Consider the following 14,396-nt stretch of genomic DNA (forward strand, 5'->3'; position numbering starts at 1 on the left):
GCCGGGCGAGAGGTGTGTCGGCCCTACCCGGCGGTGATGACTACCTTGAGCGCTCCGGTCTCGCCGGCGCGCGCGAAGGTGTCGTAAGCGGAGGGGAATTCGTCCATCGTGAAGCGGTGGGTGATCATCGCGGCGGGGTCGAGGCGTCCGCTGGCCACCAGGTCGATGAGCCGGGGTGTGGAGTAGGTGTCGACCAGGCCGGTGGTGATGGTCAGGTCCCGGATCCAGATCTTCTCGAGGTGCAGGGTGGCGGGCTTGCCGTGCACGCCGATATTGGCGACGTGACCGCCCGGGCGAACGAGGTCGACGGCGGTTTCGAACGTTTCGGGGATGCCGACCGCCTCGATGGTGACGTCCGCGCCGAGGCCGCCGGTCAGCCGCGCGATCACGTCGGCTGGATTGTCGCGGCCGCTGTTGACGATGACGTCCGCGCCCAGTTTCGCGGCGGCGTCGAGTCGGCTGTCGGCCAGGTCGATGGCCACGATGTGGCCGGGGCTGTAGAGCCGGGAGGTGACGATCGCGGCCAGCCCGATCGGACCAGCGCCGATGATCGCCACCGTATCGCCCGGTCGCACAGCGCCGTTGAGGACGCCGACCTCGTAGCTGGTGGGCAGAATGTCGGCGAGCATGAGCATCTGCTCGTCGGATATGCCCTGTGGGATCGGATAGGTCGAGGTATCGACGAAGGGGACGCGCACCATTTCCGCCTGCGTGCCGTCGATGAGATGGCCGAGGATCCAGCCACCACCGCCGAGGCACTGCCCGTAGCGGCCCTCCCGGCAGAATCGGCAGGCGCCGCAAGCGCTGATGCAGGAGATCAGGACCCGCTCGCCGACCTCGCGGGTGTGCACTCCGGTGCCCACCTCGACGATGGTGCCCACGGCCTCGTGACCGAGAATCCGGCCGGGCGCGAACTCGGGGACGTCACCCTCGAGAATGTGCAGATCGGTCCCGCAGATCGTCACGGCCTCGACGCGGACGATCGCATCGGTCGGTTGCGTGATGATCGGGTCGGGAACCTCATCCCAGGATTTCTGCCCGGGTCCGTGAAAAACCATTGCTCGCATGGGAATACCTCCTGTGCGCGGACATGTCGACCGGCCTAACGGTCCGGTGCTGCCGCAGTGCGTGATCGGCGGCCGTGCGTATCGGTCGCGGCGTCGAGGGAATCGGCGAAGTCGATGAGCTGGTGGACCTGGTCGCCGTGGCGGCGCAGGAAGTCCTCGCGGGCGCGGCCGCGGCGGAAGGTGAGGAAGGAGCGGCCGGTCTCGAGCTGCCAGGTGTACCAGAACAGGTAGGGGATGGTGAGCACGAAATTGGCTATGCCCCAGACGATCCAGACATCGTTGTCGAACCAGCCGTCCGACGGCATCACCTTCGGGAAGATGTTGTAGATCGCGATCACCAGCATGAGCACGGGCAAGGTGTAGATGCGCGCCATGATGTAGAGCTCGGGGCGGCGCTTGACCAGCGGATAGATCTCCGCGACCGCGAGAATGCAGATGCTGGCGGCGAAATGCTCTTCCTGCGGGGGATAACCGCCGAAGGTGAAGCACAGATTCCAGGTGGTGTAGAGGAAGTTCCATGCCATGGTCGTGTAGGCGACGAGTTCGGCGTTGCGGCCGGGCAGCACTTCCCAGAAGCGCGGGCAGTAGGGGATCGTGAGGCACAGTCCGAGCCCGACCGCGGCGTTCCAGTAGTTGCCGATCTGGGCGTCGCGCAGGGTGGCCTCGGCGATGTTGAGGAACAGGATCGCGTACGGGAACCACAGGAATCGCGGGTTGCGCAGGATCTCCCACACCCGTCCGGGGCGCTGCTCGGCCACGGAGATCCGCATCGCGCCGACCAGGGTCAGCGGGATCAGCACCGAGAGGATCTTGGCCCAGGAGAACCAGTTGATCAGGCCGATGTCGCGGCCGGGCCCCCAGATCCAGAGCGGGAACGTCAGCAGCGACAGTCCCCACACCCACATCGCGGGTCGTGGACGGGTGCGCATGTAGTCGACGATGAGCCACAGGACGCCGCAGAACACCAGCATCGAAACCGCCGTCACCCACGTGAAGGGGGCCGGATTCCCGGACACCGCCTGCGACGCCGCGCTGATCATGGTGGATACCGCCTTTCGCTGACTTCGGAGGAGCGCGATCGGGCATCCGGCGAGCACGCTGATCCCGCCGATCATGAGCCGACCGCGTGGGCGGCCGCGGGTGGCGCGCAGTGCGGGCGGGGAGAGGTGCCGCGCTCGCCTGCGTCAGCCCTGTTCGATCGTGAGGATGTCGGCCAGCGGGCGCCGGGGGGTCGGCGGCAGGGGCGGTTCCCCGTCCGGCGCGGTGCCGATCCGCACGACGATCTGCGGTGTGCCGGGATGCCGCAGCAGATTGGTGAGAATGTTTCGGCCCGTGGGCAATTCGGTGATGTGGGTGAGTGCGCAGGTTGCCAGCCCGGCCACCGTGCATTCGAGCAGCACCGCCGAGACGGCCTCGCCCGTCGCCAGCCACTCGGGTAGGGAATCGCCCTCCGAGCTGAGCATGACCATGCCGGCGTGGTCGTCGGTCTCCGTGCGCCGCATGGAGTGCGCCGCGGACGGGAAGACCCGGCCCACCCGGACCCGGGCGAATTCCGCGTCCGAGACCAGCGCGTCGGCCGGAACACCCTCGGGATCCCCGGAATGTCCTGCCCACCAGCCGATCTCGGCCTGGTACATCATGTCGTGCCGGCGCAGCGCCGCGGTCTGCTGGGAGACCGCGGCCAGCCTGGCCTGGACCGCGTCGTCGAGCGTGTCCAGCTCCAGGTAGTGCGGCGAGACCAGCATGCGCAGCCTCCGCTGGAGGTCTTCCCAGTTCCCGGGCGCGCCCAGCGGCAGCCGGTCGGTGCGGCGGTGCTCGATGGCGCCGGCGCGGGCCACCAGACCCGATGGGGGATCGGGCCAGGGCCGGAAGCTGATCTCGGCCAGGCGGCCGGGATCGAGTGGGTCCGGGACCCGGGTGGTGTCGGTGTGCCAGCCCTGCGCGCCGAACGCGGTACGGACGTGGTGCAGCATGGCGCCGCAGCTGATCACCTGCTGGCGGCCGTGCGGGTCCGCGGCGGTGAGCAGCCGGTCGGGATCGGTGCGCAGGTGCAGCCGCGCGCCGTCGAAGCGCCAATGCCAGGGCTGGGTGTTGTGCACGGAGGGCGCGCGTGAAGCCAGCAGCATCGCGGCCGTCAGCGTGCGGTGGTCGGGTACGGCGAGCGGGGTGGCGTTCATTGCGGTCATACTTCGAGTGTTCGCGTCGGCCAGTCCGGAACATACGGGCTTTCCGCCTGCTGACCAGGGACGTTGGTCACCAGGGTGAGTTCCGGCGTGGTGCGTTCGGCGCGCTCCTTGATGCCCCGCAGCATCTTGGCCTCCATGACGAGGCTGCCGGGCTCCATGATCAGCATGTAGAACAGCCGTTGCAGCCGACCGGCATCCGGGAGCGCGATGCGGTTGCGGCTGATCAACCGGGTGCCCTCGGCGGTCGGGTAGAGGCCGAACGCCCACACCCAGTGGTGGTCGGTCGAGGCCAGCACGAAGGCGTGCGGGCGGTCCAGCACAGCCACCCGCATCGCGGGACCGGACTTGCCCATCGGCAGCACATCGTCCACCGCGAGCTGCTGAAACTCCGGCAGGATCTGGTCGGCGCTGTGTATGTCCAGGCCGAGCAGGTTCTCGATCCAGTCGTAGGTGTAGGCGCCGGCCCGGCCCGGTCCCATCTGAACCAGCCACGGCCAGATCTGCTCCGGCGTGGCGGCGACGGTGATCGCACGGGTGGTGACGGTGCCGGCTTCGGCCAGCAGGCCGTCGCCGGGCATCGCCCGCCCGACTTCCTCGGCGGTCGAGCCCCAGGTCACGCACGTGGTGCGCGCGAAGAGCCGGTATCCGGCCGCCAGCCCGGTGAGGGCCGAGGCCACGCCGATCACGGTCGCCAATGGTGTCTTCACGGTTGTTCCTCTCGGTGGGACGTCGATGTCGATCCTCGGCCGCGCCGCGTGATTTCCGCAGGGACCGATGGCCCGACATCCGCCCTCGGAACCGGTGACTTTCGGCCATCTCGCCGCGGCCACCCGCGCGGGATGCTGTGAACGAACAGCGGATTCGCGCGGATCGGAGGATGGCCATGACGGAGTTCGCGGACCGGAGTGCGATCGTCACCGGCGGTGCGCGGGGAATCGGCGCGGCGGTGGTCGAGGAACTGGTGAAGGCGGGTTTCGGCGTCGTCATCGCGGACCTGCGCACCGACGCCGGGAACAAGCTCGCCGAAATCCATGGGCCGCAAGCACGATTTCATCATCTCGACGTCACCGACGAGGCGGAGTGGCAGCGGGTGCTGGAGAAGACCGAGCGAGAATTCGGCCCGCTGGGCGCACTGGTGAACAACGCCGAGATCCTCGACTTCGGGACCGTCGAGTCGGAGTCGCCCGCCCTGTTCCGGCACGTGCTGGACGTCAACCTCTACGGGCCCTGGCTCGGGATGCGGTTGGCCGCGCGGCGCCTGCGTGCCGCGGGCGGCGGCACGATCGTCAATATGTCCTCGACCGCGGGCCTGATGGGCTACGCGGGCATCAGCGGATACGTCGCCAGCAAGTGGGGACTGCGTGGATTGACCAAAGCCGCTGCGCTGGAACTGGGTTCGTCCGGCATTCGGGTGTGCTCGGTGCACCCCGGGCAGATTCACGCGGCGATGACCGTCGGCCTGGCCGAGTCGATCGCCACCCAGCCGCTGCCGCGATTCGGCAACCCGGAGGAGGTCGCGGCCATGGTGCGGTTCCTCGTCACGGAGGCGACTTTCTCGACCGGGTCGGAATTCGTGGTCGACGGCGGCGCGACCACCGGTCGGGCCGGGCTGATCGAAACCTCTGGTGCAGACCAGCGGTAATGGCGACACGAAAGAACTGGAGGCATCGCCATGATGTATTGGTACGGCCACGATATGGGTGGCTGGGGCTACGCCTGGATGGGCGTGGGCATGGTGGTCTTCTGGGCCCTGCTGATCGTCGGGATCGCGTTCGCGGTCCGGTTCGCGGTATCCGACCCGGGCCGCTCGGGGCGCTATGAATCCCCGTCGCCGCAGGAACTGCTGGCCCAGCGTTTCGCGCGCGGCGAGATCGACGAGACCGAATACACCAATCGCCTTGCCGCACTGCGGGCCTCGGGCGCGCGGCAGTAGAGCGACGGGAGCGCGAGCATGTCGGAGAAATCGGAAACCCCTGGTGGGCAATTGAATCCGCCCGTCGTCGTGGCAACCGACGGATCGGCCGTCTCGAACGTCGCCGTCGCCTGGGCGGCCGTGGATGCGGGACTGCACGGCGCGCCGCTCGAGATCGTCACCTCGGTGGCGGTCCCGGGCGGATGGGGACCCGGTGCGATGCTGACCAATACCGACACCGATTGGCTCCGTCTCGATGGCGAACGGGTGGTCACCGAGGCGAGTCGTGTGGCGCGCACCGCGGCCGTCGGCGACGGTCTGTCCATCCGCACCGATGTCACCTTCGACACGGCGATTCCGGCTCTGATCGAACGGTCGCGGCACGCGCGCCTGCTGGTGGTGGGCAGCCGCGGACACGGCGCGATCCGGCGCGGCCTGCTCGGATCGGTCAGTACCGCGGTGACGCGGCATGCCCACTGCCCCGTCGCGATCGTGCATTCGACAGCGGCGATCGACGCGGTCTCCGCGGAGCGCCCGGTGCTCGTCGGCGTCGATGGCACGCCCAACAGCGTGCCCGCCCTGAGGCTGGCTTTCGAGGAGGCATCCCGCCGCAAGGTCGGGCTCGACGCGCTGCACGCCTGGAGCGATATCAACCGCGACGGCCTGCCGCTTCCGGGGTGGGACGCCGTCCGCGACCGCGAAACCGAACTGCTCGCCGAACGGTTGGCCGGATTCGCCGAGAACTACCCGGACGTCCAGGTCCGCCGAATCCTGGTCCGCGACCGCCCGATCCAGTCCCTGCTGGACGCCGCGGAGAACGCCCAGCTGCTGGTGGTGGGCAGTCACGGCCGCGGCGGTTTCGCCGGCATGCTGCTCGGCTCGACCAGCAACGCGCTGCTGCACAGCGTGGAATGCCCGATGATCGTGGTGCCGACCCGCTGACCGGGCCGACACGCTCCTCCGTGCAGTGGTAACTACAGTGCCGCCTCCCGGCAAGGGGGGTGCGTGCGCACATTGATTGCATGTTTTCTAAACTAATAACGTAGTTTATTGGCGAAGGAGAATGATGCCGTGGACGATCAGACCACCGCGGAGCGGCCGGCGGCGGTGCGGGAACAGCCGGCAGTGTTGAAATCGGCTCTGGTGCAAGAACTGTGAGCGTGCGGGCACTGCTGCCGGTCTGGTCGGACTGGCGTACGGGGGTGCGTGCCCCGGGTGCGGATCTGCTGTCCGGGCTGATCGTCGCCCTGGTCGCGCTGCCGTTGGCGCTGGGCTTCGGGATCTCCTCGGGCCTCGGCGCGGCCGCCGGCCTGGCGACCGCGGTGATCGCGGGCGCGGTTGCGGCGGTCTTCGGCGGATCACGGTTCCAGGTGTCGGGGCCCACGGGTGCGATGACCGTGGTATTGGTGCCGATCTTCCATCAGCACGGTGCGAGCGGGGTGCTGGCCGTGGGGCTGCTGGCCGGGCTCGTGCTGGTGGTGCTCGCGGTCGCCGGGGTCGGGCGTGCGGTGCGCTACATGCCCGCCCCGGTGATCGAGGGTTTCACCGCCGGCATCGCGGTGGTCATTGCGCTGCAACAGGTCCCGGCCGCGCTCGGCATCGCGCACGCGCACGGGGACAAGGTGTGGCAGGCCGCCGCCGACGCCGTGCGCCAATACCTGGGGCATCTCGATCCGCTGCCGATCGCCACCGCCCTGCTGGTGGCAGCGCTCATGCTGGTCGGTGGCCGGTATCTGCCCCGCTGGCCGTTCGCGCTGCTGGCCGTGGCGCTGGCGACCGCGGCGGTGGCGCTGTTCGATCTGCCGTTGGCCCGGATCGGCGCCATCCCGTCGGGATTGCAGGCCCCCGCCCTCGGTTTCCTCCATGCCGACCAGCTGGGTTCGCTGCTGGCGCCGGCGTTGGCGGTGGCCGCGCTGGCGGCATTGGAGTCGCTGCTGTCGGCCACGGCCGCCGACGCGATGGCGGTGGGTACCCGCCACAACTCCGACCGCGAGCTGTTCGGCCAGGGCCTGGCCAATATCGCCGCACCGCTGTTCGGAGGTGTCCCGGCCACCGGCGCGATCGCGCGCACCGCGGTGAACGTCCGCTCGGGCGGTCGCACCCGGCTGGCCGCGCTCACCCACGCGATCGTGCTCGCGGCCATCGTCTTCCTGGCCGCCCCGCTGGTCGGGCAGATTCCCCTCGCCGCGCTGGCGGGGGTGCTGCTGGCGACCACGGTGCGCATGGTCGAGACGGCGTCGCTGGCGGCGATCGCCCGCGCTTCGAAGGGAGACGGGGCGATCATGGGCGTCACGTTCCTGGTCACCGTCGCCGCCGATCTGGTGACCGCGGTGGCGGTGGGTGTGGCGATTGCGGTGGTGCTCGCCTTGCGCGCGGTCGCGAAAGAGGCTCGCCTGCAGCAGATTCCGCTGGACGAGGGAGATCATCTGGCCGAGGAGCACGACCTGCTCGACGAACACATCGTGGCCTACCGGCTCGACGGGCCGCTGTTCTTCGCCGGCGCGCACCGATTCCTGTTGGAGCTGGCCGAGGTATCGGATGTGCACGTGGTGATCCTGCGCATGTCGCACGTCACCGCGCTGGACACCACCGGTGCGCTGGTGCTCAAGGACGCGATCGGCAAACTCGAACACCGCCACATCGTCGTGCTCATGTCCGGGCTTCGCCCCGATCACCAGCGCCGTCTCACCGCGATCGGGGCCCTGCCCGCGGGCGGCGCCGCGCACCTGTTCACCCACACGCCCGATGCCATCACCTGTGCGCGCCGGCTGGCGCCCGCGGTGGCCGGGGAAGGTCATCGAGCGGGCGCCTGACATCGCGTGCCCGCGTTGTTCAGCGCGTGTTGGCCGAGGGGTGGGCCGGGAGCCCCAGGGCGGAGCGGTTGCAGGCCAGGGCGAGGTCGGTAGCGGTCACCAGGCCGGTGAGGCGGCCGGTGGTGTCGGTGACGGCGACGGCATCGAGGTTGGGGCGCAGGACGATTCGGGAGATGACGTCGGCGAGCAGATCGTCGGCGTGAGCGATCGCGGCCGGGGGCAGCGGGCGGGCGAGGTCCGCGACCCGCAGGCCCGGGCGCGGACGTGCGCGGGCGCGCAGGAGATCGGCCCAGGCGAGGACCGCGTACGGGTGGCCGTTCTGGTCGACGACCGGGAAGAGGTGGTGGTGGGTGTAGACGAGGTCGGATCCGAGGAGCTGGTCGAGGGTCCATGCGGCGTCGGCCATCCGCGGCGCGGGGGTCATGACATCGCCGATGGTGGTGGCGCCCAGACGATGTCGCAGGCCCGCCCTGGTCAGCTCGCTGTTGGCGGCGCTGTAGAGGAATAAGCCGAGCAGTATCAGCCACAGGCCGCCGAAGTCGCGGAACGCGATGATCTCGGCACCGCCGAGGCCGCCCAGGGTCATGCCCAGGACCTGGCCGGTGCGGGCGGCCGCGGTCTCGGCACGCAGGCGGTCGCCGCTGCGCCACCAGATCACCGCCCGAACGACGCGCCCACCGTCGAGGGGCGCGCCCGGCAGCATATTGAACACTGCGAGAACCACATTCACGGTGGCGAGCCAGACGAGGGTTTCGGTGACCGGGCCGCCGGGGGAGTAGACCGACGACACGGCAGCCGCGCCGAAGACCATGACGCCGAGCAGCAGACTGGTGGCGGGGCCGACCACCGCGATCCGCAGGTCGGTCCGGGCATCCTTGGGCTCGTCGGTCAGCTCGGAGGCCCCGCCGAGCAGCCACAGCACGATGCGTTCGACATGAATCCCGTTGCGGGTGGCCACGATCGAATGTGCCAGCTCGTGTGCGAGCAGGCAGGCGACCAATCCGAGAGCGCCCACGATCGCCGCGGCCCAGATGATTCCGGCGCCGGCGGTGCCACGGAGGTAGGTGGCGAGTATCCACGTGAAGAGCCCCACGGTGACGGCCGCGGACCAGTGCGCGGCGATACGGATGCCGGCGATTCTTCCCAGTGGGACAGTGGATCGGATCTGCATGGTGTCCTCGTCTGTCGTGCCGGTCGGATCAGTGCTCGGACCCGGTCAGCCCCTGGGCGAGCAGGATGCGGTGGGCCTGCTGCGCGGCCGAGAATCCGCCATGCTCGTCCGGTCCGGCGTCGGCGGGAAACTCGAGGCCACGCACGAGTGCGGTGACGGCCTCGGTGAGCGCGGTCAGACGTCGTTCGATGTCATCGGTCTGCGTCTGGCCCGGCTGTGTCAGGCCCGCCGCGGCCCCGGAGACCGCCGCCAGGTCGGTGCCGAGCAGCAGGAAGCGCAGCGCCACCGGGAGCTGCGCCAGCACATGGTCGAGCTGACCGGGAGAGAACAGGTCGGCGAGGGCATCGGTCACCACCCCCACCAGCGGCACCGCCTCCTCGGGAGTGACGCCCGCGGCATGGGCGAACTGGGCGAGGAATGACGGCACATCGCGCGGGACCGGCACGTGCGCCGGCATCCAGCCCTCGTAGAACGTGCCGCGCAGCAGCTCGGGCAACTGGGCGCTGAGATGTGCGGCGGCATTGACGCCCAGGCGGTCGCGCACGGTGTGCAGCCATGCACGCAGTGCGCGATGGGCGAGGATGCGATCCTCGGTGTCGATGGCCTTGGCCACGGCCGCCAGCCATTCGTGGGCGGTGTGCACACTCGGTGCGAACGGATCGGTGTGATGGCTCATGGGACACGTCCTTTCAGGAGATGAGAACGCACTGAGCTGATAGGTCCAGCCTGCGCTTCCCGCAGGCCCGATGGCAGAGGACTGGTGCCACCGCGCCGACGACGGAAGTCACCGCCGCGATGGTTTCTGCGCCCCCGCGTTCCACCCGCGCAATGCCTGGGCGATGGTGGCATCCATCGAGGTGGTGGTATCCACGGTAGTCGCGTCCGGCCACGGAGAGCTGGTCGTGGCGAGTGCGTGCGCGATTTCTGGGGTGGCCTCGGAATCGCCGGGGCGGCGCGTGCGGATGCGCGTGTCGGAGGTCTGGGGCGGGCACTCACAGCGCAGCGAGATCAGCTCGGCGTGGGCGCCCGCCGCGAGCGCCCGGGCGCGGGCCCGTTCGGCGGCATCGATCCAGGAGGCGTCGAGTACCACCGACGCGCCGAGCGCGAGCCGCTGCCGTGCCAGCTCCAGCATGTGGGCGTACACCAGTGATCTCGCGGCGGGCCGGTAGGCCCCGGCGTCGAGGACGCCGCGCGTACCGGTGATCGCTCCCGAGGCGCGGAGCCGGGCCCGGACGGTGTCGCTCGAGATCATCTCGGCGCCGGTGATCTCGGCGAGACGAGTTGCGACAGTGGACTTTCCGGTCCCGGGCAGGCCGCCGACAAGAGCCAGCCGCACCGAGCCGGCCTCCAGGTGCCGCACCGCGAGATCCAGATGCCGGACAGCGTGACCGACGAACTGCTCGTCGCCCTGCGCGGCCCGGATATGGTTCGTCTTGGCCCGCACCATGGCCCGGTAGGCGATGTAGTGGTGACGCAGCGAGGCCGGCGGCGAATCCCCGGCCGCGCGCAGGTAATCGGTGAGAAAGTCCTCGGCGAGCTGCGGTCGGCCGAGGAACTCCAGATCCATCGCCAGGAAGGCGGCATCGTCGAGGCCGTCGACAGCGCGGAGGGAATCGTCGAAGTCGAGGCAGTCCAGGATCCGGAAGCCGTCGGGGAGCGCGAAGATGTCTTCGGTCAGCAGATCGCCGTGCCCGTCCAGAATCCGGCCGTCCGCAATGCGTTCGGCCAGCAGTGGCGCCCGGCCGTCGATGAAACGCATCGCCAGTCGCTCGATGCGGTCGACCAGCAGGGGATCGAGCGTGCTGAGCGGATGGGATTCGGGGCCGCGCAACAGGATTCGCCAGCGCTGCCGCAGGGCCTGTGCCGTGCCCGCCTGATCGATCGTGCTGCTGCGAATGGCATTGCGATGGAATCGGGCCACCACCGCCGCCAGTTCGGACAGTTCCGCCCGGTCGATCTCGCCGCTGGTGACCAGCCTGCTCAACCGCCGAGATTCCGGCATACGCCGCATGATCAGCACGGGTTCGCCCGGACCCTCGACCGGACCGCTGAGGTGTGCCAAGCCCAGGTACACATCGGGCGACCAGCGCCGATTCAATTCGAGTTCGCGGCGCAGCGCCTGTTCCCGGGCCTCGGTCGTGGCGAAATCGAGGAAGTCGGTGGCGATGGGCTTCTTCACCTTGTACGCCCGATCCCCGAACAGCACCACCAGCCCGGTGTGCGTTTCCCGCAGCTCCGCGGCCCGCGCATCGTGGTGGATGTCGCTGCGCGGGTGCTCGGCGGCCACGGCGCGGTTCGCCGCCCGCTGTCGCATGTCGTCGGGCCGGACGACAGGACGTGAGGTGGAGGCGTTCGTGTCCATGCCTCCCACACTCCGCGTGCCGGGCCGGCCGAAACAGAGGACTTCGGTCCCTGCGGTGACGACAACGGTCCCGTCGCCGGCAATCGTCGGTAACTACATCGCCGATGAGCAGCTGCCCGAGCGGTCTCAGTGCACGGGCGCGCGGCGTCGCGATCACCGCGGGGCTCCAACCGGCGCTTTCCCGGGGCCGTTCGACACCGCGCACCCTCCCGGTCGGATGGAGACGCGGGCACATGGAGGGTCGAGCTTCCCGCTACGACGCTCGGAGCGACTCGATCGCGTGCATCAAACGGGTGCCCTCGGGGTCGGCTGTGGGTGCCGGTAGGACGATGCCGTGGACGAGGCCGGCGTAGCGGTCACGCACGAGGTCCGGCAGGGCGTCGTAGTCGCCGCAGATGAGCAGTTGGTCGAGGACGTTGTCGGTGACCACGTCGTGGAGTTGATCCCAGCGTTGCTCTTTCCCCAATTCGCGTAGGCGGTCGAACAATTCGGGCAGGCCGAGGCGGATCAGCGTCGGCCGGTAGGACGGGGTGGAGTAGAGGAAGGCGAGTAGCCGCCGCTGCCGCTCGCGGTCGCGTGCCACCTCGGCTGCCGTCGCGCCCGTGGCGATCGGGACCGCGGCGATGATTCCGGGGGCCGGGCGTGAGCGTTCCGCGGCACCCGCGTGCAACGCGGGCTGGACGACCTCGCGCAGGTATCCCGGATCGGAGTTGGTGGAGTGGGTGATCACGCCGTCCGCGAGTTGTCCTGCGAGGCGGCACATCCCGGAATTCACCGCGCCGAGCAGGATCGGTGGCGGGGCGATGTCGTCGGGGCCGGGATTGAAATAGGGCTGCAACCGGGTCAGCCGGTAGCTGTCGCCCTCGAAATGGATCGAATCGCCGGATACAAACGCGGCGAACAGCTCTCGCAGCACAGTCAGGTACTCCCCGATCCGGGCGACGGGTTCGGTCCACGGCATCCCGAAACGGCCTTCGATATTCTGCTTGATCTGGGTTCCGAGCCCCAGCTCGAAGCGGCCGCCGGAGAATTTCGCGAGATCCCAGGCGTTGTACGCGACCAGGGTCGGGCTCCGGACGAAGGCCAGCGTGATCGCGGTGCGCACGGTGATCCGGCTGGTGTGCTCGGCCGCCAGCAGCGCGACAACGAACGAATCATGGATCGTCTCGGGGATGTGGAGCCCGTCGAATCCCAGGTCCTCCACCCGCCGCGCCATCCGTGGCACCTCGGACAGCGGCAGGCGCGGATCCAGGGCTGCATAGACTTTCATCGACCGTCTTCCTCGGCGTCGGTGCGTTCTCACCGCAGACGGTAGCGGGTGCATTGCTTCAACGGTCCTCGGGCCGGGCCGTCGAAGTCCCCTCGAACGATGCCGGCGACGAGGTCACGAAGTGGAACCGCGCCGGTCAGCACCGGCACATACTGTCGCATGAGCGGCACTGTGCGTCATCGATGGAATGCGACTGCCGCGATAGGTTTCTCGGTGCCGACACTCCCAACAACACCGCGTCGGCGCGCAAAGGGTTAGCGCCCGCCCGGGCGGCAATTTCTTTCAGCGCGGCCCGGGCGGGCATTTGCTATCCGGGGATGATGATCTCAATCGCTTGGGGATTCACGCCACAGGCGGCCTGCGCGGATGGCACGAGTGGCGCACGAGGGAATGTTCGGGTTCGAACGCCTCGATCGCTTCGCGACACCCCAGCGCAGATGATGCCGCCTGGACGGACGGGGATTCTTCCCACACTTGGCACTGATCGGCCCTCAGGCCGGGCCGTCGAAGTCCCCTCGAACGATGCCCGCGGCGAAGGCATCCCATTCGCCGGGGGCGAAGACGAGGGCGGGGCCCGTAGGGTTCTTCGAGTCACGAACTCCGACCGTCCTTCCGGTCAGCCAGGCCACTTCGACGCATTCGGTTTGGCCGCTACTGTGGCTGCTCTTGAGCCACTGTGCTCCGGACAAGTCGATGTTCATGCGGTGTGACTCCTTGCTACCCGTCTGAGCAGGTCTCGTGTTGCTGTCTCGTCCAATGCGGTTTCTCTTATGGCCGAGGCGATTTCATGGTAGCGCTGCATGTCTTCGCCGCCTTCCATGTAGATGTCCGGTTTGCCCGCTCCCTCGAGATAGACGAGAGGCGGCTCGATCGGGCGAGATTTGCCATCCTGTCCGAACTCGAGAATGACAAAGGGGCCATGCAGCAGGCCACGGCTACACCCACTCGCGAACGGTTGAACGCGCAGCGAGATGTTCGGCAGCTTGCCGATCTCGGCCATGTGCTGTAGCTGAGCAGCCATGACGCGCGGTCCGCCGATCATGCGGTGCAGTGCCGACTCGTGAAGTAGCAGCTCGAGTTTCACCGGATCGGTCTTGCGAGTGATGATCGTTTGCCGTTTGAGCCGCAACTCGACCCGGCATTCGATGTCTTCCCGGCTGCTGTCGACATAGAACGCGCTGATCAGGGCACGGGCATAGTCGGCCGTCTGCAGGAGACCCGGAACTATCTCGTGGTAGGTGATCAGACGCTGGGCCGATGCCGCCAGTCCGACAAACATATTGAATGTCGTATCGCTGTAGAGTCCGCCGAATGCGGTGTACCAAGAGCTGACCTGCGCTTGCTTGGCAAGTTCGACCGCCCGATCGGTATCGGCGGGAGTGACCTCGTACAGCTCGCACAACGCTCGGATGTCGCGGATACGAAGCTTTTTCACGCCACCGGTCTCGATGCGGTGCAACGCGGTCTTGCTCAGCTCTACCAGGCGAGCCGCGCGATCCATCGAGAATCCGCGGCTGTCGCGGGCCTCGCGCAGGAACCGGCCCAGTTGCCGCCTGGGCAGTGTCGAGGGTTCGTCATCGCTGGTCATGTGTGCATCCTGGGAATTTTCGGAACG

14 protein-coding genes are annotated in these 14,396 nt (G+C 68.7%); 4 read left to right on the forward strand and 10 right to left on the reverse strand.

From position 1 onward, the window contains the following. Positions 1–23: 23 nt before the first annotated feature. The 4 genes from ACQP1O_RS21355 to ACQP1O_RS21370 form a co-directional block, all read right to left on the reverse strand. Positions 24–1,067 (reverse strand): zinc-dependent alcohol dehydrogenase family protein, encoded by a 1,044-nt coding sequence (locus tag ACQP1O_RS21355; RefSeq protein WP_433567516.1) that lies wholly within the window; start codon positions 1,065–1,067, stop codon positions 24–26. A 35-nt stretch (positions 1,068–1,102) separates the two neighbouring features. Next, the gene (locus tag ACQP1O_RS21360; protein WP_433567517.1) at positions 1,103–2,107 is read right to left on the reverse strand and encodes a hypothetical protein; all 1,005 of its coding nucleotides are present in this window, start codon (positions 2,105–2,107) and stop codon (positions 1,103–1,105) included. A gap of 144 nt (positions 2,108–2,251) precedes the next feature. Next, positions 2,252–3,253, reverse strand: a complete 1,002-nt coding sequence (locus tag ACQP1O_RS21365) for an Acg family FMN-binding oxidoreductase (protein ID WP_433567518.1) — start codon at positions 3,251–3,253, stop codon at positions 2,252–2,254. Further along, entirely contained in the window at positions 3,250–3,960 is a 711-nt protein-coding gene (locus tag ACQP1O_RS21370; protein ID WP_433567519.1) for an SRPBCC family protein, read from the reverse strand. Before ACQP1O_RS21370 ends, ACQP1O_RS21365 begins: the two co-directional genes overlap by 4 nt. Positions 3,961–4,136: 176 nt before the next feature. Here ACQP1O_RS21370 and ACQP1O_RS21375 point away from each other — a divergent pair, with 176 nt between their 5' ends. The 4 genes from ACQP1O_RS21375 to ACQP1O_RS21390 all read left to right on the forward strand — a co-directional run bounded on the left by ACQP1O_RS21375 (position 4,137) and on the right by ACQP1O_RS21390 (position 7,978). Then, positions 4,137–4,895: an SDR family NAD(P)-dependent oxidoreductase gene (locus tag ACQP1O_RS21375; protein ID WP_433567520.1), complete on the forward strand. Its 759-nt coding sequence runs from the start codon at positions 4,137–4,139 to the stop codon at positions 4,893–4,895. 30 nt (positions 4,896–4,925) lie between these two features. Further along, a complete protein-coding gene (locus ACQP1O_RS21380; protein ID WP_433567521.1) occupies positions 4,926–5,186 on the forward strand; it encodes an SHOCT domain-containing protein in 261 nt (86 codons plus the stop codon). An 18-nt stretch (positions 5,187–5,204) separates the two neighbouring features. After that, entirely contained in the window at positions 5,205–6,107 is a 903-nt protein-coding gene (locus ACQP1O_RS21385) for a universal stress protein (RefSeq protein ID WP_433567522.1), read from the forward strand. Between the two features lie 191 nt (positions 6,108–6,298). After that, the gene (locus tag ACQP1O_RS21390) at positions 6,299–7,978 is read left to right on the forward strand and encodes a SulP family inorganic anion transporter (RefSeq protein ID WP_433567744.1); all 1,680 of its coding nucleotides are present in this window, start codon (positions 6,299–6,301) and stop codon (positions 7,976–7,978) included. Positions 7,979–7,997: 19 nt separating this feature from the next. On the opposite strand, the gene ACQP1O_RS21395 is transcribed toward ACQP1O_RS21390, so the two are convergent. From ACQP1O_RS21395 to ACQP1O_RS21420, 6 genes are all read right to left on the reverse strand, one after another. Further along, positions 7,998–9,149, reverse strand: a complete 1,152-nt coding sequence (locus ACQP1O_RS21395; RefSeq protein WP_433567523.1) for a site-2 protease family protein — start codon at positions 9,147–9,149, stop codon at positions 7,998–8,000. A 28-nt stretch (positions 9,150–9,177) separates the two neighbouring features. Then, positions 9,178–9,825, reverse strand: a complete 648-nt coding sequence (locus ACQP1O_RS21400) for a DUF2267 domain-containing protein (protein ID WP_433567524.1) — start codon at positions 9,823–9,825, stop codon at positions 9,178–9,180. 108 nt (positions 9,826–9,933) lie between these two features. After that, complete coding sequence (locus ACQP1O_RS21405) at positions 9,934–11,511, reverse strand: AAA family ATPase (RefSeq protein ID WP_433567525.1); 1,578 nt, start codon at positions 11,509–11,511, stop codon at positions 9,934–9,936. Between the two features lie 253 nt (positions 11,512–11,764). Continuing rightward, positions 11,765–12,781 carry a TIGR03617 family F420-dependent LLM class oxidoreductase gene (locus tag ACQP1O_RS21410; protein WP_433567526.1) on the reverse strand — a complete coding sequence of 339 codons (1,017 nt, stop codon included), beginning with the start codon at positions 12,779–12,781 and terminating at the stop codon, positions 11,765–11,767. Between the two features lie 491 nt (positions 12,782–13,272). Continuing rightward, entirely contained in the window at positions 13,273–13,482 is a 210-nt protein-coding gene (locus ACQP1O_RS21415; RefSeq protein ID WP_433567527.1) for a DUF397 domain-containing protein, read from the reverse strand. After that, on the reverse strand, positions 13,479–14,369 hold the full coding sequence (locus ACQP1O_RS21420) for a helix-turn-helix domain-containing protein (RefSeq protein WP_433567528.1): 891 nt from the start codon (positions 14,367–14,369) through the stop codon (positions 13,479–13,481). The genes ACQP1O_RS21415 and ACQP1O_RS21420 overlap by 4 nt, the downstream gene beginning before the upstream one ends. Positions 14,370–14,396 lie beyond the last annotated feature (27 nt).

It is taken from the genome of Nocardia sp. CA-151230, assembly GCF_050942175.1.
Classification (GTDB): Bacteria; Actinomycetota; Actinomycetes; order Mycobacteriales; family Mycobacteriaceae; genus Nocardia.

Excerpts from the sequence above, each read along its gene's own strand:
- ACQP1O_RS21385 (WP_433567522.1), top strand. The coding sequence starts at position 5,205 with ATGTCGGAGAAATCGGAAACCCCTGGTGGGCAATTGAATCCGCCCGTC.
- ACQP1O_RS21380 (WP_433567521.1), top strand. The coding sequence starts at position 4,926 with ATGATGTATTGGTACGGCCACGATATGGGTGGCTGGGGCTACGCCTGG.
- ACQP1O_RS21355 (WP_433567516.1), bottom strand. The coding sequence starts at position 1,067 with ATGCGAGCAATGGTTTTTCACGGACCCGGGCAGAAATCCTGGGATGAG.
- ACQP1O_RS21360 (WP_433567517.1), bottom strand. The coding sequence starts at position 2,107 with ATGATCAGCGCGGCGTCGCAGGCGGTGTCCGGGAATCCGGCCCCCTTC.
- ACQP1O_RS21410 (WP_433567526.1), bottom strand. The coding sequence starts at position 12,781 with ATGAAAGTCTATGCAGCCCTGGATCCGCGCCTGCCGCTGTCCGAGGTG.
- ACQP1O_RS21415 (WP_433567527.1), bottom strand. The coding sequence starts at position 13,482 with ATGAACATCGACTTGTCCGGAGCACAGTGGCTCAAGAGCAGCCACAGT.
- ACQP1O_RS21395 (WP_433567523.1), bottom strand. The coding sequence starts at position 9,149 with ATGCAGATCCGATCCACTGTCCCACTGGGAAGAATCGCCGGCATCCGT.
- ACQP1O_RS21405 (WP_433567525.1), bottom strand. The coding sequence starts at position 11,511 with ATGGACACGAACGCCTCCACCTCACGTCCTGTCGTCCGGCCCGACGAC.
- ACQP1O_RS21400 (WP_433567524.1), bottom strand. The coding sequence starts at position 9,825 with ATGAGCCATCACACCGATCCGTTCGCACCGAGTGTGCACACCGCCCAC.
- ACQP1O_RS21420 (WP_433567528.1), bottom strand. The coding sequence starts at position 14,369 with ATGACCAGCGATGACGAACCCTCGACACTGCCCAGGCGGCAACTGGGC.
- ACQP1O_RS21365 (WP_433567518.1), bottom strand. The coding sequence starts at position 3,253 with ATGACCGCAATGAACGCCACCCCGCTCGCCGTACCCGACCACCGCACG.
- ACQP1O_RS21375 (WP_433567520.1), top strand. The coding sequence starts at position 4,137 with ATGACGGAGTTCGCGGACCGGAGTGCGATCGTCACCGGCGGTGCGCGG.